17 protein-coding genes and 2 tRNA genes are annotated in these 20,458 nt (G+C 53.5%); 6 read left to right on the top strand and 13 right to left on the bottom strand.

Features of this window, described 5'->3' with window-relative positions; translation table 11 throughout:
- Positions 1–80: 80 nt before the first annotated feature.
- Positions 81–1,034 carry a radical SAM protein gene (locus tag ACR0B3_RS03710; protein WP_480807884.1) on the bottom strand — a complete coding sequence of 318 codons (954 nt, stop codon included), beginning with the start codon at positions 1,032–1,034 and terminating at the stop codon, positions 81–83.
- 163 nt (positions 1,035–1,197) lie between these two features.
- On the opposite strand from ACR0B3_RS03710, the gene zwf reads away from it, so the two are divergent.
- From zwf to ACR0B3_RS03690, 4 genes are all read left to right on the top strand, one after another.
- Positions 1,198–2,652: a glucose-6-phosphate dehydrogenase gene (gene zwf, locus ACR0B3_RS03705; protein ID WP_480807883.1), complete on the top strand. Its 1,455-nt coding sequence runs from the start codon at positions 1,198–1,200 to the stop codon at positions 2,650–2,652.
- Positions 2,649–3,320 (top strand): 6-phosphogluconolactonase, encoded by a 672-nt coding sequence (gene pgl, locus ACR0B3_RS03700; RefSeq protein WP_480807882.1) that lies wholly within the window; start codon positions 2,649–2,651, stop codon positions 3,318–3,320. Before zwf ends, pgl begins: the two co-directional genes overlap by 4 nt.
- Positions 3,321–3,325: 5 nt before the next feature.
- Entirely contained in the window at positions 3,326–4,936 is a 1,611-nt protein-coding gene (pgi, locus tag ACR0B3_RS03695; protein WP_480808020.1) for a glucose-6-phosphate isomerase, read from the top strand.
- A gap of 106 nt (positions 4,937–5,042) precedes the next feature.
- The gene (locus ACR0B3_RS03690) at positions 5,043–6,662 is read left to right on the top strand and encodes a long-chain-fatty-acid--CoA ligase (RefSeq protein ID WP_480807881.1); all 1,620 of its coding nucleotides are present in this window, start codon (positions 5,043–5,045) and stop codon (positions 6,660–6,662) included.
- Between the two features lie 18 nt (positions 6,663–6,680).
- Here ACR0B3_RS03690 and ACR0B3_RS03685 read toward each other — a convergent pair.
- The 4 genes from ACR0B3_RS03685 to ACR0B3_RS03670 form a co-directional block, all read right to left on the bottom strand.
- Positions 6,681–6,755 (bottom strand) — tRNA-Asn (locus ACR0B3_RS03685).
- 173 nt (positions 6,756–6,928) lie between these two features.
- Positions 6,929–7,810, bottom strand: coding sequence for a hypothetical protein (locus tag ACR0B3_RS03680; RefSeq protein WP_480807880.1), 882 nt, complete (start codon positions 7,808–7,810; stop codon positions 6,929–6,931).
- Between the two features lie 258 nt (positions 7,811–8,068).
- Positions 8,069–8,143 (bottom strand) — tRNA-Asn (locus ACR0B3_RS03675).
- A 74-nt stretch (positions 8,144–8,217) separates the two neighbouring features.
- The gene (locus ACR0B3_RS03670) at positions 8,218–9,132 is read right to left on the bottom strand and encodes an MBL fold metallo-hydrolase (protein WP_480807879.1); all 915 of its coding nucleotides are present in this window, start codon (positions 9,130–9,132) and stop codon (positions 8,218–8,220) included.
- A 44-nt stretch (positions 9,133–9,176) separates the two neighbouring features.
- On the opposite strand from ACR0B3_RS03670, the gene ACR0B3_RS03665 reads away from it, so the two are divergent.
- Positions 9,177–10,496 (top strand): ATP-binding protein, encoded by a 1,320-nt coding sequence (locus ACR0B3_RS03665; RefSeq protein ID WP_480807878.1) that lies wholly within the window; start codon positions 9,177–9,179, stop codon positions 10,494–10,496.
- Between the two features lie 91 nt (positions 10,497–10,587).
- Here the strand turns inward: ACR0B3_RS03665 and ACR0B3_RS03660 are convergent, their stop codons facing one another.
- The 5 genes from ACR0B3_RS03660 to ACR0B3_RS03640 all read right to left on the bottom strand — a co-directional run bounded on the left by ACR0B3_RS03660 (position 10,588) and on the right by ACR0B3_RS03640 (position 14,976).
- Positions 10,588–11,145, bottom strand: a complete 558-nt coding sequence (locus ACR0B3_RS03660; RefSeq protein WP_480807877.1) for a hypothetical protein — start codon at positions 11,143–11,145, stop codon at positions 10,588–10,590.
- A gap of 3 nt (positions 11,146–11,148) precedes the next feature.
- Positions 11,149–12,258, bottom strand: coding sequence for a site-specific integrase (locus ACR0B3_RS03655; RefSeq protein WP_480807876.1), 1,110 nt, complete (start codon positions 12,256–12,258; stop codon positions 11,149–11,151).
- A gap of 208 nt (positions 12,259–12,466) precedes the next feature.
- Positions 12,467–12,982: a hypothetical protein gene (locus ACR0B3_RS03650; protein WP_480807875.1), complete on the bottom strand. Its 516-nt coding sequence runs from the start codon at positions 12,980–12,982 to the stop codon at positions 12,467–12,469.
- 116 nt (positions 12,983–13,098) lie between these two features.
- Positions 13,099–14,520, bottom strand: coding sequence for a methylamine utilization protein MauJ (gene mauJ / locus ACR0B3_RS03645; protein ID WP_480807874.1), 1,422 nt, complete (start codon positions 14,518–14,520; stop codon positions 13,099–13,101).
- A gap of 207 nt (positions 14,521–14,727) precedes the next feature.
- Positions 14,728–14,976: a hypothetical protein gene (locus tag ACR0B3_RS03640; protein ID WP_480807873.1), complete on the bottom strand. Its 249-nt coding sequence runs from the start codon at positions 14,974–14,976 to the stop codon at positions 14,728–14,730.
- Between the two features lie 384 nt (positions 14,977–15,360).
- Here ACR0B3_RS03640 and ACR0B3_RS03635 point away from each other — a divergent pair, with 384 nt between their 5' ends.
- Positions 15,361–15,906 (top strand): recombinase family protein, encoded by a 546-nt coding sequence (locus ACR0B3_RS03635; RefSeq protein WP_480807872.1) that lies wholly within the window; start codon positions 15,361–15,363, stop codon positions 15,904–15,906.
- Between the two features lie 4 nt (positions 15,907–15,910).
- Here ACR0B3_RS03635 and ACR0B3_RS03630 read toward each other — a convergent pair whose 3' ends face one another.
- From ACR0B3_RS03630 to ACR0B3_RS03620, 3 genes are all read right to left on the bottom strand, one after another.
- Complete coding sequence (locus ACR0B3_RS03630; RefSeq protein WP_480807871.1) at positions 15,911–19,423, bottom strand: SIR2 family NAD-dependent protein deacylase; 3,513 nt, start codon at positions 19,421–19,423, stop codon at positions 15,911–15,913.
- 134 nt (positions 19,424–19,557) lie between these two features.
- A complete protein-coding gene (locus ACR0B3_RS03625; RefSeq protein WP_480807870.1) occupies positions 19,558–19,872 on the bottom strand; it encodes a hypothetical protein in 315 nt (104 codons plus the stop codon).
- Positions 19,869–20,441 (bottom strand): HGGxSTG domain-containing protein, encoded by a 573-nt coding sequence (locus ACR0B3_RS03620; protein WP_480807869.1) that lies wholly within the window; start codon positions 20,439–20,441, stop codon positions 19,869–19,871. Before ACR0B3_RS03620 ends, ACR0B3_RS03625 begins: the two co-directional genes overlap by 4 nt.
- Positions 20,442–20,458: the final 17 nt, after the last annotated feature.

The following is a 20,458-nucleotide window of genomic DNA, read 5'->3' as shown; positions in this document are numbered from 1 at the left end:
CGTTTTTTGAACACCACATGTATTCATATACGGGAAATCAGCGAACATGCGCAGTGAATTTGGTCACTTAGGCAAAATGATCAGGCCGAACAGCTTGCACCACCTAGTACACAGAACTTAGCGCAGTGCGGGTGGTTCAGATGCACGTCAGCCTCAGCTTCGGCAAGCGTTTCGCCGAGTTCAAATTCCGGCGAATAGGGCAGTAGAGTGCAGGCCAACACAGCCGGCCGTTTTGCCCCCTTGCGTTTGACCACCATACGCGAGCTAGCGCACATAACTGCATCGGGGGACTTGTTCAGAATACCCCAGCACGCGGTTGTAATTTCAGGAACTTCTACGGTTTCGTCCATCTCGGGGAACAGCACGGTCTGCGCTGGATTTTGTGCATCAATGTCAAAGCCGTGTTCGGCAAAAAACGTAGCATATCCTGCACGGCTTTCTGCGTCGCTATCGCCCCAGACACTGCGCCCGGCGATGGCCATCTTGAAGCCGTTATCCCGAAGCCATTCCATTCCCGTCAGAGTCTTTGCAAAGCTGCCTTTGCCGCGTTCCTCGTCATGCAATTCCGGGCGGAAATGATCGACAGAAATCCGCAGGGTCAGTTTGTCTGCGAAGTCGCGCTGCAATTCCAGTAAGCCTTCACGCATTTTACGGCGCATCATCGGTAGCATTGCGTTGGTCAGGATTAAAACGTCGTACCCGCGTTCAAGTGAGGCTCGGGTCATCTCGATCATTTCAGGGTTCATGAATGGCTCACCGCCAGTAAAGCCGATCTCACGAATGGGCCATTGGCGCTGTTCAATCTGATCCAGATAATGGCGGACCTCGTTTGCGGATATGTAGACCAACGCATCATTGGTCGGGCTGCTTTCGATATAGCAGTTCACGCATTCGATATTGCACAGAGTGCCGGTGTTGAACCACAAGGTCTCTGGATTGCTCAGCGAGACCGACGCGCGCGTTTGCCCGTCCGCTGTCACCAAACTGTCCTGAAACTTTCCGATATTCGCGGACTGAGGGGCGTTGTCTTTCATTCCCGTATCCGGTTTTGTGCCTTTGCCCAATCGATTTAATCGTTTGCGACAGTTTAGTTAAGTGCGTTTGCCCTTAGCTGACAGAGTTTTGATGTTGGAAGAAAATCGCCAACTGATTGCGCTAACATTGGACATGCCTCAAGTGGCAAGGTAAGGAAAAGCCATGGTTTCTCGCGTCATACCCGTAGACCCATTTGATTTGGTCATTTTCGGCGGAACCGGCGATCTGGCGCAGCGTAAGATCGTTCCGGCTTTGTTTCGCCGTTACTGCGCCGGTCAATGGCCCGAGGCTACGCGGATCATCGGCGCAGCGCGCGGAGATCTGAGCACACAAGCGTTCCGCGACCTTGTATCCGATTCGTTACGCCAGCATGCACCCAGGCGGGCAAAGGATTCTGAAGCGGTTGACCGCTTTTTGCAGCGTGTCGAATATGTTCGGCTGGATGCGGTGTCAGATGAGGGCTGGACCAAACTGGCAGAAATGCTGAGCGCAGATCGTATCCGGGCCTTCTACTTCTCGGTTGGGCCGCGACTGTTTGGGCCGCTGGCCGAGCAGATCAGAGCCCACAATTTGGAGACGCCCCAGACCCGTATCGTCGTCGAAAAACCCTTCGGGCACGATCTTGAAAGCGCGCGGGCGCTAAATGCAACGTTGGCCACCCATTTCGACGAGGGGCAAATCTATCGCATCGATCATTATCTGGGCAAAGAAACGGTCCAGAACCTGATGGCAGTGCGGTTCGGGAATATGTTGTTCGAGCCCCTCTGGAACAGCCAATATGTCGATCACATACAGATCACTGTGGCCGAGACGGTCGGCATCGATGGGCGGGAAGACTATTATGAGCGTGCAGGCGCCATGCGCGATATGGTGCAGAACCACCTGATGCAGCTTTTGTGCCTGATCGCGATGGAGCCGCCCGCAAAATTCGACCCTGACGCAGTGCGCGATGAAAAGCTGAAAGTGATCCGCGCGTTGGATCAAGTCGAGCCGCACCATATCGTTCGTGGCCAGTTTGCAGGTGGTCCTAATGGCCGGGGATATCGTGACGTGGTGGGAAATCCGCGTTCGACAACCGAGAGTTACATCGCCTTACGCGCGCATGTCAGTAACTGGCGTTGGGCGGGGACTCCGTTCTATTTGCGCACAGGTAAAGAACTGGTGGCGCGATCTTCGGTCATCAATGTGATGTTCAAGGACGCGCCGCATTCGATTTTCGGGGAAGAGGCTGGACGACATGCAAACGCGCTGTCCATCCGTCTGCAGCCAAATGAGGGCATTACCCTGAAGGTGACCATAAAAGAGCCGGGGCAGGGTGGAATGCGACTTGTCGACGTGCCGCTGGATATGAGCTTTGCCGAGGCTTTGGGCCCCGAGAATCAGGACCCGCCCGACGCCTATGAGCGGCTGGTGATGGATGTTATCCGCGGCAACCAGACGCTGTTCATGCGCGGTGATGAGGTTGAGGCCGCTTGGGCCTGGACCGATCCAATCATCGAAGGCTGGCAGGCGCGAGGCGATGTTCCCAAGCCTTATGAAAATGGCAGCACCGGACCGGGTGATGCCGAGTTGTTGATGAAACGAGACCACCGCCGCTGGCAAGGAATAAACCCATGAATATCAAAGACTACGCCGACCGAGATATGCTGGCCATTGATGTCGCGAACGCTCTGGCCGGAGACCTAGAGGCCGCGTTGCTGCATCATGACACGGTCTCGCTGGCTGTCCCCGGTGGCACCACGCCTGGGCCAATTTTCGATGGCCTTTGTGCTGCAGATCTGGAGTGGGAGCGGGTGCGCATTATGCCGACCGACGAACGGTGCGTGCCGGGGGATCACGAACGCTCGAACGATCGCTTGATCCGTGAACGGTTGCTAACAAACCGCGCCTCTGTCGCGCATTACATTCCTCTGTTTGCCGCTGGCCATGAGCCCGAGGCGGTTCTGCCTGAGATTGAGAGCATGATTAACCCAGTGCTGCCTTTGTCGGTGCTTGTCCTGGGCATGGGGGAAGATATGCACACGGCATCTCTATTCCCAGGGATGGATGGCTTAGCTGCAGCGTTGGACAGTCATGCACCGACGCTGGCGGTGGCGCGCACGGATGTGCAGCCCGAAGCGCGGATCACTCTGACGGCACCGGTGTTGGAGGGCGCATTGTCCAAGCATCTTGTCATTTTTGGTAAAGCCAAACGTGAGGCGCTGGACCGCGCCATGTCACTGCCGCCCGAAGAGGCACCGATTGCAGCTGTGCTGAGCGGCATGACGGTTCATTGGGCGGAGTGATCATGATGAAATTGGATCAACTGAAGTCTCTCGCAGTAGCAGCAGATGGCCGTCGGATACTGGACCTGTTTGACGCTGATGCAGACCGAGCAAAGGGCTTTTCCGCGTCAACCGGCGACCTGCTGTTTGACTACTCGAAGACACAGATCGATGCCGATGTTCGGGATGCGCTGATTCAGCTCTGCGATCAGGCTAATTTGGCCGAGCGTCGCGAGGCGATGTTTGACGGGGAAATGATCAACGAAACCGAAGGGCGGGCGGTTCTGCATACCGCATTGCGCAACCTCGACGGAGGTCCTGTCGAAGTTGATGGTCAGGATGTGATGCCGGATGTGCTGGAGACTTTGCAGCGCATGCGCGTCTTTGCCGAGGAAGTGCGTGGCGGTGCGATCAAGGGGGCAGGTGGTACCTTTACCGACGTGGTGAATATCGGCATCGGCGGCTCGGACCTAGGGCCGGTCATGGCGACGCATGCGCTTGCACCGTATCACGATGGGCCAAAGCTTCACTATGTGTCGAATGTGGATGGCGCGCATATCGCCGACACGCTGCGCACGCTTGATCCAACCCGGACTCTGGTCATTGTAGCCTCGAAAACTTTTACGACGATCGAAACCATGACCAATGCGCGCACGGCGCGGGCGTGGATGGTTGATGGCGGTGGCGACCCCACGCAGCAGTTTGCGGCCGTCTCAAGCGCGGTAGACAAGACTGCCGCCTTTGGTATCCCAGAGGCGCGCGTATTTGGTTTCGCCGATTGGGTTGGCGGGCGCTATTCGGTTTGGGGTCCGGTCGGCCTGCCAGTGATGATTGCTGTCGGCTCAAACGCGTTTGATGCGTTTTTGCGCGGCGGGCAGGCGATGGACTTGCATTTCGGCTCGGCGGAATGGGTTGAAAACATGCCTGTTATGTTGGCTCTTGTGGGCATCTGGCACCGACAGGTTGTGGGCCATGCCAGCCGTGCTGTATTGCCCTATGATCAGCGCCTTTTGCGGCTTCCGGCCTATTTCCAACAGCTTGAGATGGAATCAAACGGCAAGTCCGTCGCGATGGATGGCAGCACTCTTGAGTTGCCCTCAGGACCTGTCGTCTGGGGAGAGCCAGGCACCAATGGACAGCACGCATTTTATCAGTTGATCCACCAGGGTACGGATGTGATCCCTTGCGAATTCATGGTGGCCGCCGAAGGGCATGAACCGGAGCTGGCACATCATCACCGGCTGCTTCTGGCCAACTGTCTTGCACAGTCAGAGGCCCTGATGAAGGGCCGGTCATTGGATGAAGCCCGAGGGCGCATGGCCGAAAAGGGACTGACCGGAGACGAGTTGGAACGTCAGGCGCGGCACCGCGTCTTTTCAGGCAACCGTCCCTCGACCACATTGATGTATCCGCAGCTGACACCCTTTGTTCTGGGCCAGATCATCGCGCTGTATGAGCATCGGGTGTTTGTCGAAGGGGTCCTGCTTGGCATTAATTCTTTCGATCAATGGGGCGTTGAGCTTGGCAAGGAACTGGCGACATCTTTGGGTCCCATCGTCGATGGCGAGAGCAGTGCCGAGGGCAAGGACGGCTCGACCGCTGCTTTGGTGGGATACGCCCTGCGCCATCGCGGTTGACGCGGCACCCCGTCGCACTCTCTTATTGTCAGACAATTGAAATCTTGGCAGGGTCATTGCCAAGGTGGAACAGCGCGGCCAAGCGCTGACGATGGGAGGAATGTCCATGCTGGGACAGATGATGACGCAGCCGTTGTTGATATCGTCGCTGATTGATCACGCTGAACGCTATCACGGTCAGACCGAGATTATCTCGGTCGAGACCGATGGATCCGTGACTGAGACCAATTGGGCCGGGATTGCGCAAAACGCACGACGATTGGCTTCTGCGCTGGTGAAGCTTGGGCTGCAGCCGCAGGATCGTGTGGGCACGCTGGCTTGGAACAACCGTCGGCATCTTGAGATTTACTATGCGGTATCAGGTGCAGGCTTTGTTTGTCACACAGTCAACCCGCGTCTGTTTCCCGAACAGCTAACCTATATCATCAATCACGCGCAGGACCGGGTTCTGTTCTTTGATGCGACCTTTTTGCCCTTGGTTGCCGCGCTGCAAGAGCATCTGACCGAAGTGCAGCATTATGTACTGATGGGCGCGCGGGATGAGGCTGCGGTGTCTCAGGTGCCGGGGTTGGTCTTCTATGATGAGCTGATTGAGACCGGTGATGTGGACTATGCGTGGCCCGTCTTTGACGAGAACACTGCATCCAGCCTTTGTTATACATCAGGGACCACGGGCAACCCTAAGGGCGTTCTCTATTCTCACCGGTCTACGTTGCTGCACAGCTTTGCGTCTAACACGCGTGATGTGATCGGATATTCGGCGATGGATGTCGTTATGCCGGTTGTGCCGATGTTCCACGTCAATGCCTGGGGTTCACCCTATGCAAGCGCCATGTCCGGGTCGCGCATGGTCATGCCGGGGCCGGGTCTGCATGGCGAGGCGCTGGTTAATCTGATCGATACATATGGTGTAACATTGGCGATGGGCGTACCGACGATCTGGCAAGGATTGCTGGCCCATGCGGCGACATGCGGAACCAAGCTGGAAAGCCTCAACCGCACCGTGATCGGTGGCGCGGCATGCCCGCCCTCGATGATCGAAACCTTCCGTGAAACCTATGGGGTCGACACCGTCCATGCCTGGGGCATGAGCGAGATGAGTCCCTTGGGAACCACGAATTACCCGATGGCCAAACATCTTGAGATGCCTCTTGAGGCCCAACACAAGCTGCGTGAAAGTCAAGGCCGTCCGCCCTTTGGTGTCGAGTTGAAGATTGTCGATGATGACGGCAACGATCTGCCACATGACGGTGAAACACAGGGCGATCTGATGGTGCGCGGTCATTGGGTGTTGGACAGCTATTTCCAAATGCAAGACGAGAGCTTGCTGCAGGATGGCTGGTTCGCAACGGGCGACGTGGCAACGCTAGACCCGGATGGCTACATGACGATCCGAGATCGGTCAAAGGACATCATCAAATCGGGTGGTGAATGGATCAGTTCGGTCGAGTTGGAGAATATCGCCGTCGCGCATCCTCAGCTGGCCACCGCTGCCGTGGTCGGTGTGCCGCATCCGAAATGGGATGAGCGGCCGCTATTGGTTGCCGTCAAGGCCGAAGGCGAAGAGCCAACCGAACAGGACCTGTTGTCCTTCTTTGACGGTAAAATTGCCCAATGGCAGGTTCCGGACAAAGTTGTGTTTGTCGACGCATTGCCATTGAACGCGACGGGTAAGGTCCTGAAACGCAATCTACGCGCAGATTTCGGCGATGTGCTGATGGGGTGAATGCCAGTCAAGGAAGAATGGCTCCGGCGGTAGGGATCGAACCTACGACCAATTGATTAACAGTCAACTGCTCTACCGCTGAGCTACGCCGGAACGGTCCGCGCCGTATAGCAACCTCAATTTACGGCGTCCAGAGGATAAGACGCATTTACCAAACAATTCTCGCACAGGTCCAAAAATCAACAGACCGCGCGAATTTATATCCTGAAAAACGATCCATTCAGTTGCCGGGTTGGACGCCTAAATTTGAAACGCCAAAGGACGACTTACGCCTCAGACGCGTTTGCCTGCTGAGCCGCTTTTTCGGCCTCTCGTTCTTGTCGCGTAAATATGGGCGCAGCGGCCGTGTCGATATTATGTTTTTCCAGCAGCTGCTCCATATAGCTGCCGGGTTCTGGAACACCACCAATGGTCGAGAGAAATTGTCGGACTCGCCGCCCATAGAAGTGGACGGAATATGTGTCGTCGGTGATAGATCGGCGAACTTTGCGAGCCCACTTTCCGCGCATCAAGAAACGTCGATTTTTGAAGCTTATTGGATACAAGCTATTTGTTGGAAGCGCATATTTGGCTTCACCTGTTTTCTTAAGATAGTGCGAGATCGCGTGTGGACCCCATACACCCCAAGGTAGGTCGCCAGCATGTGCCGGGGTTCCGGCGTCCCTCAGTTCTTCAAAGTGTTTCCGCACCTTCGGTGCAAACCATTCAGGTATTCCGTATTCGTCCTCAGTCATTTCGATAAGTTGACCAAGCGCATCACTGTCCGAAGGCAAGCCCAAGACCCCCCCCGCGATTTGGTTTTGAGTCTCCCACGCGTAGAAATGACCCGTGTCCGATTTGAAGGTTTTCAAGCAATAAGCGTCAAGGTCGGCCCAGATCATCCGATCGTTTTGCTGCAGCAGGTGGTATCGGAAAACATCTGAAAACAAAGCAAAACTACCGGTCCGTCCATGTGTAACGAAGCGGTTGCTGCTTAGGACAGTTTCACCACTGATTAGTTCAACGCCTTCTGGCACGTTTTGTATATCACCGTAGTGATAAAGCTTTACATGATGCCCCGCGTCCAAGAATGACTGAGCGCAAAGGACTTCAACGTAGCTGAGCGGGCCTTCGACCCATAGCATGCCAATTTCATATTCACGATTCATATGCTGACTTGTTCCTGCGCGCCTGCTGACTGAGCACTTGCCAGCCATAATCATCTTTGAACTTCAGTCCTAAATGTCAATTCCGACTGCGACAAGGCGATCTATGGTCAAATTTGTATCGATGTTCGCCGTTACACTGGAAATAGGATCGGATCGCCAAGTCGCGAATATTAAGCAGATCTTACTCACCTGAATAGGACAGGCGTCATTCTGCTCAATATGCGAAGCGCGCCGACCAGTCATATCATCTAAGGGATTTGGCTCCGGCGGTAGGGATCGAACCTACGACCAATTGATTAACAGTCAACTGCTCTACCGCTGAGCTACGCCGGAACTGAGGGGCGTATAACAACAGCAATTTTCGCCGTCCAGAGGGGAAGCGCATGAGCGTGTAAAATTTTTTCTGTTTAGACGACGCGTCTGAAACGCGCCTCTGCTGACAGTTTATCTTCAGGCACAACTTGCGATTTTCCGGTCAGATCAATCAGATGGGCAAAGACGTTGCGTTTAGCGGCGGAAAGTAACGAGACTGGGGTTTCTACATAAATTTCCTGGGCAAGTTGTTGTGCGGTTTGGGGGCCTCTCTCTAACGCTGTTAGAATCTGCATTTCTCGCTGCAATCGATGACCAATAAGCCAATCCAGACGCTCGGCGGGTTTGGTGATCGGTGCGCCGTGGCCAGAGTGGAATGTTGTCCAGTCGCGCGCGCGCAGGCGACGGCAGGCGGCCATGAAATCCGTCAAGTCGCCATCTGGGGGCGAGACCAGAGAACTGGCCCAACCCATGACATGATCGGCGGTAAAGCAGATATCTCCCCAAGCCAGCGCAATATGGTTGCCAAGATGGCCTGGCGTGTGGATGACCTCTAGCTGCCAGCCTTCTGCCGCGACATACGCGCCATCCTCAAGTTCGATATCCGGGCGGAATTCTGCGTCAATGCCTTCACCTCCACCGGCAAGCCCATCTTGGGCCAATTGAGTCATGACATCGCTACGCCCGGCTTGTGGCCCTCCAAACGCCAGAACCGGCGCACCCGTCTGGGCTGCGAGCGGAGAGGCCAAAGGCGAGTGATCCAAATGTGTGTGCGTGACGAAGATATGACTGATCCGCTGGCCGGGATTCAGCGCATCAAGGATGGCCTGCAGGTGTGCATCACTCAAAGGTCCCGGGTCGATGATTGCGATGTCTGATTCGCCTAAAAGGTAAGTGTTTGTACCCCGATAGGTCATTGGCGAAGGATTGGGTGCAAGCACGCGCCTGAGGCCCGGAGCAAGCTGGTCTACCTGTCCGGGGCGTGGGTTGAATTCGTCGGGGGCTTGCATTCTGACCTCTTCCTCTTACCCGGGCAGCCCGCTAGGTTTAGCGCATGTCGACCCAATGGCTCAAACCCTATATGCCGCGCAGTTTGTATGCGCGTGCCGCACTTATTCTGGTGCTGCCGGTGATCGTTGTGCTTTTGGTTGTCGCGATTGCATTTCTGCAAAAACACCTTGAGGAAGTGACCGCCCAGATGACCCGAACCGCTGCGCGCGAGGTGAATTTGGTGCTGGATGTGATGCAAGGGTCTGAAACTCAACAGCAGGCATTGGCTGCCGCGCGACGAGACTTGTCTGTTTTAAACATGACCGCCCGGTTTTTGCCGCCAGATGAAGAACCGCAGAGCAGTTCTCGGCGTTGGTACGATTTCATTGCACCTCAGGTGGATACAGAAATGCGAACACTACTGCCAGAGACGCAGTACGTGGCGCTGCCAAACGGGCAGGATGTGCATCTGTTCCTAGCTACGAATCTGGGAATGCTGGAGCTGGGGTTCGACCGCCGTCGTCTTTCGCCCACGGCACCGCATCAGCTAATCGTGACAATGGTGTTCTTCGCCGCGTTGATGACGACGATCTCGTTTCTCTATATGCGAAATCAGTTGCGGCCAATCACGCGTTTGGCGGACGCGGCACAGGCCTTTGGGCGCGGACGTGTGGTGCCGTATTCGCCCGGAGGGGCGATTGAAGTGCGCGCCGCGGGGAATGCCTTTGTCGACATGCGCGCCCGAATCGAGCGGCAGATTGAGCAGCGCACACTCATGCTATCTGGGGTTAGCCACGACCTGCGTACACCTCTGACGCGCCTCAAGCTGGGATTGTCTATGCTGCCTGCAGACGAGGCCGCGCCGTTGCTGCAAGACGTGGACGAGATGCAATCGCTGCTGGACGCATTTCTGGACTTTTCGCGTGGCGCAGCGGAAAGCGCACCCGAAGAGGTCGAGCCCGAAAACTGGCTCAGCCAGATTGTTGACGATGCGCAGCGCGCTGGCCAGCAAGTTGAGCTGATTTCGGTCGAGGGGCAGGGGACAGCCATGCTGCGACCGTCTGCCATGCGACGGGCTGTTGAGAATCTGATCGGCAATGCGATCCGCTATGGGTCTCGCGCTGAGGTGAGCTTGTCGATGACGCCGAAATCGCTGCGCATTCGGGTTGAAGATGACGGCCCTGGTATTCCGGTCGAACACCGTACCGAAGCTGTTAAGCCATTCACACGCCTCGATCCGGCGCGGAACCAGAATCAGGGCAGCGGCGTGGGATTGGGCCTTGCGATCGTCGCCGATATCGCCCGCGTGCACGGGGGGATTCTGCGGCTGGGCAGCAGCGAAAGACTGGGCGGACTATGCGCGGATATCGTCATCGGGCGGTGATTTGGTAGGCCCGGAGGGACTGCCGGGAATGAGGTTTTCCCCTTTGTTATCAACGTGGGTGTCCCACGCCGGAATACCTCTTGGGACACCTTCATTTGTTTTCCAGGTACCTTCTGGCCGCCTTTCGAGCGTCTTTGAACTGCCCGTTCAATACAAGTGGTTGGATGTGCGTGAGGTATTTATAAAACTCCGGTCTCGAATATTTGCCAGACGTAGGATCGAAATATGGTGACGGAATTCCACGTTTATTCAGTTTCCGCAGAATGTTTTGGTGGCTCGTGATTGTATCAATATCTGTTTCGTTTGCACCATAGGCCCGAGGGTTTTTGAGCCGATGAGCCATCTTGTTGACGTGCCTCTCAAATTCACCCTTAAAATTGAGATCTGAAACGTACTTGTTCGACGAGCGGGTATTAAGCTTTTTGATCGATTTGGACCACGCCATACCGACCGTACAAAGAGAGCCGTGCAATAGGAGCGCGATCATTGCGAATTTTGACAAGGTCCCCCAGAGAGGGGGGACTACTTTAGTTAACTCGGGCAGCATCAAATAGAGCGCAAACCCGATCGATAGTGAGAACACGGGAGAAAGCTTCGACAGCTTTTCTAGGGCAGTAGCCAAACCATCAAAAGAAAAAGGATTGCTCATTAATCACCAGTCCATATTGGCCAGTTTCGAAGCCCCCATCTCGGCCAATTTCATGCGTTCAACGCTCTCGGTATAGACCTCAGAGGTGCTTGCTTGAGCATGTCCGTGAATGGCCATGATTTCGTATTGCGTGGCTCCGTGAAGGGCGAGAAGGTGTCCCGCTGCCTTGCGTATACCGTGGCTGGATCGATCCGGAAGTCCCGCAGCAATGCACCAGTCTTTGAACTTATTTCTAAGAGCCTCAGCGCTTGCGAAAGGTTTGCCGTGGTCATTTAAAATGTAGGTTGGCCCGATAACCTTCTGTGCGCGTGTGGCGGCATAGAAGGGCTCCATCATTGGTAGCTCGACATACTTTGAGCCTTTCTTGCTGGGCTGCCATCCGAGCCACTGTTGACCGTTCACAGTCTTCTCTTCGCCCCGACCGAGCCAATAGGCGTCACCGATCCGGCAGGCCGTGAACATAAACACCGTCAAAGTCAGGTGCGCCATGGTCCCCGGCGGATGAGCTTCTCGGTATTTCTTGAGGTCTTCGAGCGTCCACGGGGTCGCACCGCCCTGGCTCTTGTAGTCAACCTTGATAGCAGCAGCGGGATTTGTCTGGCAGTGACCGCGTTCACCGGCCCATTTGTACATGGCTTTGAGAAATTTGAAGACGTTCTTTGCCTTACCAGGCGTGGACATGAGGCTATCGCGGAAGAGTATCAGTTCGTGTGCTGGGATCTCGGCAGGTAAGCCAGCATAGACACGACCGATACTCCTGCCGGTGGTGCTTTTGTAGTTGAGCAACAATGGCCGGTAGCTCTTTCTCTGCTTTAGGGTTTTGATATCGGTTTGACCGATCTCGACCTGTCGCTTGAGATGGGCAAGGTACTCATCCACCAACCACTCGACGGTGCCTTGGCTGGCCTCCGAAACTGACACGCTCGGAGTGAGTTTGATGCCTTCGCGGGCAGCCAGATATACTTGATGGAACTCAGGGCGATCGGGGCCAACTGCAAGGGTTATGCGGCGTCTCTTGTCGCCGCGAACTCGGACACGGTATCGAGTATTTCCAGAGGGCAGGGGCTCTATAACTAATCCGTCATAACCAAGTTTGACCACGTCACCACTCATTTAGATTCTCAGGCTCGCCTTCATAGGGCAGGGTGTCAGCATATGCGTCAAGGTCTGCCTTATCATATACCCGTTTCGCTCCAAGCTCCCTTCTCGGCAATTCCAGGCTTCGAAGTGTGCTGGCTGAAACACCCAGGTAGTGCGCGGCCACTGGTGCAGGCATTAGTCTGGGAGGGAAGTCTCGCTGTTGTGGCACGTCAAACCTCCCTCAATGCAAATATTTAGGCGCTTGGGTTTGCACGTTGATGGGCAGTTGATTTCCGAGTGCTCTGTCAAAGTCGAAAAGACCAAACATGTGCATGTTGTGGATGTTGTGCAAAATATTCTGGAGGACATGAGATACAGCCAAGGCTTTAGTAACGTTCCAAGGAGCCCGGCGGGATTCAACCATCGTTGAATGGTCCAAAAGACCCTCAAGTGCATCGAACCCATTGTTCACTAGGTGAGATGCCAAAAGCCTTGGGAATCGCGTCAGAACGTTGCGTCTCGCCAGCGCAACTTCACGCCTGAGTAACCATTCGTGTGGCACACTTTCTGGGCGCTTGGCCATCATCGTGCGGATCTCGAAAAACGCATGTCCAAGATCGTAGATCGAAAGGCTGAACTGCATTGCCCCGCTGGTCTCGTCGATTTCACTTGCGTTGAACATGTGAAGCCACATCAATGCAGTTTCAGCTCGTTTCTCTGCTGGCCGATTGAACGACTCTTCGTTCGTGAAAAACATCTGCTCGCCCCTTTCGGCTGTTCGCTCTTGGCGAATCATTCGCAGATGAAAAGTTGGAGAAAAATAGGGAAGTTGGGGGCGGTTTCTCGAAGGTTGAGTGCCCGTGTAGCCGACACTTAGGACAAATTGTAGGTATCAGATAGGTATGAATTCGAAAACTCGAATTGCGTTTCAATGAAGTATCTCGCTAATGCTTGCAAAATCGGAGCAGCATTTTTCAATCTTCTAATTTCCGGTGAAGCGTCTCCGTCGGACGGCACATCTCTTGCAGCATGGGCTGTAGCAACTCGGCAATTTCGATAAACATAGTCGCCTACTGACTGCTCGCCGCAATCCTGATCAAAGCTTGATAGATCCCGCTCCGAGACTAGACTACATGCTTCTTCAAAAACATCGGTAACCCATCTCTTGACTGGCCCACGAGTCGAATACTTCACTTCCACGACTTTATAAAAACTTAGTACCTCGAAAGCTGCCAAACCGGCTTCACGGGCATTTAGGCCTTCTCGATAGTATGCAAGGCATCGCAATAGCTCTTCGTTATTTGGGACAGAACGACGAAAATCCCAATGGTCAAACGTAACCAAAGCTAGATCTCTCTTGGGAACCGGTTGCGGAATGTGCGAACCCGACCATCCGCCGCGCAATAACGCATGGCGGTTGTCACACCAACTTAGCATACTAAGAAACCTGTTGATGAGCGTCATCGCCTCGTTTTCGGTCATCCTGTTTTCATTCAAATCGATGCTGATTGAATGAGAGTTTTGCTTGGTTTTTGGAAACAGAACGAGCTTCTTTCCCGAGAAACTCAGTAGATGGGGTTCGGTTGGCCAGGCCACTTGCGTTTCAACACCTAAATTCATGAATCTAGAGTGCCTAGACGCGCCCAATCGCTTGAAAAACGCCTTCCTCTCTTCTTCGTTTTCGTACTCCTGCCAGTTAGTCTTGAGCGGCAAGTTGAGCAGTCTCGAAACTTCTACGTCCCTACAAATTTCGAGAAGCAAATCACGGCCGAGGGCAACTTGCCGCGATAGCGGAGAGAGTTCAATTTCGCTATCGAATGACGTCTCTGCGCCTTCACGATGTTGCGTCAACGCGTGTTTTGAAACAAAATAAGCTGCTTTTCGGTCAGTCTGGTCTGTATACAAAATTCGAGCAAAATAGTTCTCATCGTGGTCTTTTTGGATGATGGACAGGGTGACGCTAACGATTTGTTGAGCGGCCTCGGATTTGCCGATTATTTCTGCAATTGCTTCGCCCAAGGATTGTGCATTGCAATAAGACGCCTTTTGGCCTCCAACTGGCATTAACGAGGACAAACCCAGAGCAACATGGCCCGCAGATCCAGACAAGGCAGGCACGAACCCCAGAATCGCATTTGCGATCTGCAAATCACTCAGACGGGCGCCCGCATTTTCACGTCCACGAGGCAGTAGACCGTATCCGCGTAGCGCCTCGAAGCGTTGCAATGAGGTTTGGTAATTTCTGTGCGTCCCAAGCTTACGATGGAGTAGGTTCATCAGGTTCAGAGCAAACATAGTGGCCTTGTTTACTGAATTCACGTCTGCATAGCGATTTCGTATCCACTATGAGATTAAGCGACAAAACTAAATTCGAAAGTTCTAGATCCACGCATTTTTCTACGCGGCCGGTGCGCAGGCTTTTGGCGCAAATTTGGTCTATACCCCAGGGGGCGGGGTCCGAATTTCCCGGGCCCCGCACGCTGTCAGAGAAGCCGGAGCCTCTTAGACTTTGGTCAATTCCAGCGCCAATCCGAGCGCCCCTTTCGCCTTCGCACTGATCTCTTCGTTCTCAGATTTTGCAAGCCTGTCTAGCTCTCTGAAAGATTTGATCATGTATTCGTGGCTCCCGTTGATTGCGATACCTTCTAGATCGTCGATCCACTCTAGCGACGATGCCGTCTCTTCGGTTTCTTTGTAGGCGCGTGCTCCAGTGACCGCCCGGCGGAAATAAGTCTCTTCGTTTTCTGGCATTCGGTTCTCCTATTATTATTGCTGTGTGTGAATCTTAGACAGACGAGAACCTTCAAGTCATGTAGTTTGTTGTTTGCTGACAATGGCTTACAGCGACATACAAAGCAGACATTGTATTGCGTTTGTATCCCACCAAACGGATATGCGACTGAAATTAATACTTCGAACCAGCCGACAAACCGGACAATGGAATACAAGCCGGCAGACAACGCCGTACACATGGGCAGAAAGTTTTTTGAAGAAAGTTGCTACGCGCCGGTCTCGTTAAGGTACACCCCACCAAAACGAAGCGATGAGACACCAATATTGTCTCAATTAAATGTCTTGTAATTACTGAAGTGATTCTTACATCGACTCTAGAGCCAAACGAGACACGGTGTGGAAATGAAAGTCGGATATCGCAGAGTAAGCACAACAGATCAGAACTTGGACCGGCAAGAGTTGGAGGGGTGCGAGAAGGTCTTTGAAGAGAAACTGAGTGGAGCGAACAGGGATCGGCCAGCGCTTCGAGACTTGATCGACTTTGCCCGGGAAGGTGACGAGGTGATTGTTCACAGCCTCGATCGCTTGGCCCGGGATCTGCGCGACCTAAAGAGCATCGTTGACGAAATGAACGACAAGGGCGTCACGGTTGAATTCTTGCAAGAGCGGCTGCGCTTCTCGCCCGATGCCGACGATCCGCTCTCAAAGCTGCAACTGCATCTGATGGGCGCGTTCGCCGAGTTCGAGCGGTCCATGATCCGCAAGCGGCAGGCCGAAGGCATCGCACGTGCAAAGGCCAAGGGCGTCTATAAGGGACGTAGAGCGTCGATAGACCGTGAACGTGTTGCTGAGTTGCATGCAGGGGGCCTAGGCGCCACGGAAATAGCCAAGGCGCTCGGTATCGGGCGTGCTTCGGTCTACCGTGTTCTAAAGTCTCATTCTGACTAGCTGCCTAGGCGGTTCGAACCTCTGGCATAGGATCACGCTTCATCTCGTCTAATACACTCTGAAGTTCAGGATCGATCTCTATGAGTAGTCTTGAAACGCGATGAGCATTTTTTCTCACAAGTGTTAACTCGGCCATTGATGGAACCGTCAAATGCTTTTGGTCGTAACGGTACTCTTCAAGGACATTGGGAAGCGTCATTGAAACGCGTTCCATTTCAAGTTTGCTCATCTTCCCTGACGTTACCAAATCGGCGAGCAAATCAAGCGCCATACTCAAACCCGGTTGAACGCGATGTTCACACGCGTGAATAAGAATTTCCGTGATTTCAGATGGTACTTCCTCACTAAATTCCGAAGAATTAATAAACTGCATAATGGCTATATAAGCCGGAAATACACGATCGCTATCGCGACTCGCTATTGCCGCACGCACACTTTGTAATGCGTGCGGTAGTTGGTCAGGCCAAATGCGGTAGATTTGATAAGCGGTAGCCACAAGTGACGGAAGCCGATCGAAAGTCTTCGGGTTGCGTAACTGTCCGACGACGTCTTTTGGAAAATCTTCATATTGCAGTCTCGGCAACACACTTCGAGCAAGGGTCTCACCAATCTCGCGCTGTACAGCTCGATTCAGCCCTTCGTCTCCACTTAATGCCAAACTGACTTGATTCCGCCCCTCTGTCGGCACCGGCTCCCATCCCAGTAGACTTGTTACGCAAGCAACAAGAGTAAACTTTGGTATTTCGTCTTCCAAAAGTTTCAAGCCAATGCGTAAGTTAATAAGAACCTCGTAGTTGAATTGCCCATTTGAAACGGCTTCAACAATATTGGCAACGAAAGGCTCCACAGCACGTCGCCGTCCTGGAAGCTCAAGGAATATCCACGGATGTAGTTCTGTGTCACTTGGCCACCCGACCTCGCCGCAACGATTCCAAATGGCGATTTCGAGTGAATCCTTCTGCTTCTCGTCTAACTTGTCTGCGACGTAGAGCGCATGCAACCTCCGCAATGCACGGCCGCGATCTACTGCAGTACCGTCTTTGACCAATGCTATCAGCGCCGATATTCGTGCAGTGTCCTGCGATGTCGCCTCAAAAGTTTGAAAATCAGACTTATAGAATGACTCAAACAACTCAGGCCAATTGCGTTCGATTTTCTGTGCGTTGGCTTCGCCAGGCGTTTTTAAGTGCAACGCCGACCGCAGTGCCTTTTGGCGCTCTCGCGGCTCCATCGTTTCAACCGCAGCGGCCAATACCGAACCACAAGCCGAATAGCAGCCCCACCAAATTCCGGGGGAATGGAGTAGATTTGCCACCCAATCGAATGTTTGTAATGCCTGCTTTGACTCCAGCCGAATGACTATCCTCGCCAAAAGTTCAAGCAAGAAAACGATGTGCTCCGTGCCATCGCGATTGTCCCCTATTGCCAGAAGACGTTCGATCCGTTTCGGTAGCATTTCACATAGCATTCGAACATTTTCTGGCTGCAGCCGTGCAACTTTCATCCTCGGCAATATCCAGTTAAGTGCCTTTTTGTTCGTCCCTCTGTAGCGTGCTAGAAAGGTGAGCAAGTCATTCTCGTCTTGAGAAGAAATCGCTCTGTAAGAATTCTCCAAGCGTGTTGAAAAAACGTTAAAATTAGCGATATGCTCTGGAGCACCCGTGCGCTCAATGACATCAAGAAGCCCATAGAACGGGCATTCATCGTCCCCAGTTCGTAGCGTTCCACCTGGTTTGTATCGTCCTGGCTGGAACAGAAGTTCCCAGGGCTCTGAATCCCTGCGATTACGATCAATTCGGTTTGAAGCGAGGTTTTCTAGCCTTGAAATTATGTCCCATGGTTCAGCCTTCGCTCCAATGTATCGCAACCGAGTTTCTTCACTATCGTCTTCTGGAAATGCAAATAGGTCATCGCTAAGCGCAGAAAATGAGACACGGTAGAAAATCGCGGCCCATCCTTCCAACGAAATTAACCAAGCTGACTTTGGAGCAGTAAGCAGTTTTTGTCTAACGCTGAGCAGCGCCGCTTCGTACAACTCTGCTGCCTCACGATGCAGAAAAAGCGTCGCCAACAAACTAGCACGCCTCATCAACCAAATGGGCTGCTCGCTTTTCAGAGATCGTGACAGACGAAGAACTTCTTCGTCATCCCAATCCAAAAGCGCTCTCTGTGCTTTCTCAAAAACAGAGTGAAGGCGCGCCTCTTCGGTATCAATTGCTTCAAGACGAAGCATCCAGCGCGACCAGTGCTCCCATTTTTGATATCGGCGCCATTCAGTAGCTGCCGCAACACATAGGTGGATACGCATTTGAATCGATAAGACGCCCGCCGTATCGTCAAAATGTGAGTCGACACATTGTAGGTCCTGCTGATTCAACCAGATACCCGCAGTTTTGTGTCGCCAAATTCGTTCACACGCGAACCTGAATTTATCCGTTGCAGATTGATCAGCTTGACTGAGCGTAGGAAAACTCAGACGCAACTCTTGTGTTTCGTTACGAGGTGCTACAATCCATCCCGGGTAACAGTCACGATCTGCCGCCCAAGCGTCCGCAACATCGGCATAGGTAGCTTTTTCGCACTCTGGAGAATTCGGCGATGAGTGAAAAATATCTGAAGAAGTTTTCCAGACAAATGGAGAAGGGGGCTTGGCTTTCAAAAGAGCTGCGAAGAATATCTCCAGAGCTTTTTGATGCTGTTCGCTACTTGGCAGGGTTGAAACTAAGGGCGCTAGGTCAATCGGTGTGACATTTCTTGCTTCTAGCAACGATCTGGAAACGGGCGATAAATTCAGAACTCCCACAAGGCGAATTCGACGCGCAGAAACGCTAAGTGTATCTCGCACCCATCCGCTCCAAGCTAGAAAGTTGGGGTCGGTGCCTGAAAAACCAATGAGGCACAACTCGTTCTCCAGCATGACTTGCTGGGCCAGATTTACAAAGGGTGCAAATCGGACTGGATAGGTGCGGAAATCGTCTTCAGTAAAAATGAAAGGTTTATGTGAGGGCAAAGATCCGTGGAGCTTCACGATGCGAGGTCGAGTTTGATGGGCAATGTCTTGAACAGTCCGTATGCAACCGTAGACTCGATCGGGTGTCGGGGGTTTAGTTCGCTCAAGTAAAGTATCCCAATTTGTCGTAAGAATGTCCCTCCATGGCAACTCCAACAGTTGCTTGTGAAGTTCACCTGGTTCCCATTGTTCGTCAGAAACTAGCTTACTAATCAACCTAGTTAGACCGTCGTCGCCATGGAGAGTTTGATATTCTTGAGCTAGCCGGAGCGCGTCAGGCCCGTCTTCCTTTAAGTACCCAAGAGCCGACTTCATTTGGAGCTCAAAGTCACTCCAAAGCGGCGGGGCAGGGCTTCCACTTTCACGCTCACAAAATCGGCTAAAGCCCGCCCCAACCATGACGGCCGCCTCATCGCTCCATAGCGCTTGGCTAAAGGCATCAAATGCGGGGTAATCCGGTAGAGTGAAAAACTGTGATGGTATCGGGTAAGTAGAATCTTTCTTCATTCTTTGCAGTGTAATAGTTTGCGTACGGGCAGCAATATCCCGACTTTTGAAACCTGATTAGTTGAATACCGTAGTACGTCCAGAACTGCAAAGGACGACGCCGAGGCCGATCGCATGACATCGCATGATAGTGGCTACGAAAACACCCCATCCCCATCAGACCCAGTCGCCGCGGTCCGTAATGACCGCTCCAACTTTCGGATATGACCGTTGAGCTGCTCAGGCGTCATCTCGTGAGGCTCTGGCTGTGTTTCGTCGTCTGTGCGGCCAAAGAGGCCCGATGCGCGGTATATGGCGTTGATCGTGGCGCTCTTGGCCTGTGCTGGCGCTTTCGGGTCTCTCAGAAGCTTTAGGGCCGCGTCTGTGGCCGCTTCAAGGCCCTCTGTCTTGATCCGCACCTGAGTGCGGGTCAGAGCTTCCTCGGGCGTGATATCGTCTCTGTCGGTCATTTGAACACCTCGGGCAGTTCGTCTTCGTCGTATTGGTCGAGTTGCAATTGATTGGCACGTTCTTCCAGAGTCTGGATCTGCGCCTCTAACGCGCTGACTTCATCGCTGATCGGCCTTTGGTCTTCCCGGAGATCCTCGATCAGCTTTTTGGCTTTCCGGTCTTCTCGGGCTTGTTGCCGTTCCGTCGGCGTTCCTGGTCGGTTCGCTTTGCGCCTCTTTTCATGCGTAGCGCGTTCCTCCGGCGACATCGTGGCCCGGCGTTCTTCGGCTTTCCCGTCCCGTTTTTTCAATTCGCTGAGTTTCTTTTGTAGCTTCGAGAGCGGGGCGCCCTTTTTCGGGAACTGCCGGCGATGCCAGTTTTTACCCTTGGGCGTTGCGCCACCATGAAGGCGGCACCGTTGCCCTTCCTCGGCCACGGGGTTTCTGCAAGGTGCATCATCTGCGCGAGTCTTTGCCCCGCACTTGGGGCCGTTGGCTTGTTTCGCCCAAGCGTTCTTCAAGCCCCGAATTCGCGCTTCCTTGAAATGCGCACTGTTCAGATAAATCAGCTGCTTCTTCGTTAGCGACATTTTAGGTACCCCCGCAT

It is taken from the genome of Ruegeria sp. CE9 (assembly GCF_056537425.1).
Note: the sequence above shows the minus strand (reverse complement) of the source record. Positions and strands in the feature narration are given on the sequence as shown.

Coding starts and splice junctions, on each gene's coding strand:
- ACR0B3_RS03680 (WP_480807880.1), bottom strand. CDS start 7,810: ATGAATCGTGAATATGAAATTGGCATGCTATGGGTCGAAGGCCCGCTC.
- ACR0B3_RS03655 (WP_480807876.1), bottom strand. CDS start 12,258: ATGAGTGGTGACGTGGTCAAACTTGGTTATGACGGATTAGTTATAGAG.
- ACR0B3_RS03630 (WP_480807871.1), bottom strand. CDS start 19,423: ATGAAGAAAGATTCTACTTACCCGATACCATCACAGTTTTTCACTCTA.
- ACR0B3_RS03710 (WP_480807884.1), bottom strand. CDS start 1,034: ATGAAAGACAACGCCCCTCAGTCCGCGAATATCGGAAAGTTTCAGGAC.
- ACR0B3_RS03670 (WP_480807879.1), bottom strand. CDS start 9,132: ATGCAAGCCCCCGACGAATTCAACCCACGCCCCGGACAGGTAGACCAG.
- ACR0B3_RS03635 (WP_480807872.1), top strand. CDS start 15,361: ATGAAAGTCGGATATCGCAGAGTAAGCACAACAGATCAGAACTTGGAC.
- ACR0B3_RS03650 (WP_480807875.1), bottom strand. CDS start 12,982: ATGTTTTTCACGAACGAAGAGTCGTTCAATCGGCCAGCAGAGAAACGA.
- ACR0B3_RS03660 (WP_480807877.1), bottom strand. CDS start 11,145: ATGAGCAATCCTTTTTCTTTTGATGGTTTGGCTACTGCCCTAGAAAAG.
- ACR0B3_RS03690 (WP_480807881.1), top strand. CDS start 5,043: ATGCTGGGACAGATGATGACGCAGCCGTTGTTGATATCGTCGCTGATT.
- ACR0B3_RS03640 (WP_480807873.1), bottom strand. CDS start 14,976: ATGCCAGAAAACGAAGAGACTTATTTCCGCCGGGCGGTCACTGGAGCA.
- pgi (WP_480808020.1), top strand. CDS start 3,326: ATGAAATTGGATCAACTGAAGTCTCTCGCAGTAGCAGCAGATGGCCGT.
- ACR0B3_RS03625 (WP_480807870.1), bottom strand. CDS start 19,872: ATGACCGACAGAGACGATATCACGCCCGAGGAAGCTCTGACCCGCACT.
- zwf (WP_480807883.1), top strand. CDS start 1,198: ATGGTTTCTCGCGTCATACCCGTAGACCCATTTGATTTGGTCATTTTC.
- mauJ (WP_480807874.1), bottom strand. CDS start 14,520: ATGTTTGCTCTGAACCTGATGAACCTACTCCATCGTAAGCTTGGGACG.
- ACR0B3_RS03620 (WP_480807869.1), bottom strand. CDS start 20,441: ATGTCGCTAACGAAGAAGCAGCTGATTTATCTGAACAGTGCGCATTTC.
- ACR0B3_RS03665 (WP_480807878.1), top strand. CDS start 9,177: ATGTCGACCCAATGGCTCAAACCCTATATGCCGCGCAGTTTGTATGCG.
- pgl (WP_480807882.1), top strand. CDS start 2,649: ATGAATATCAAAGACTACGCCGACCGAGATATGCTGGCCATTGATGTC.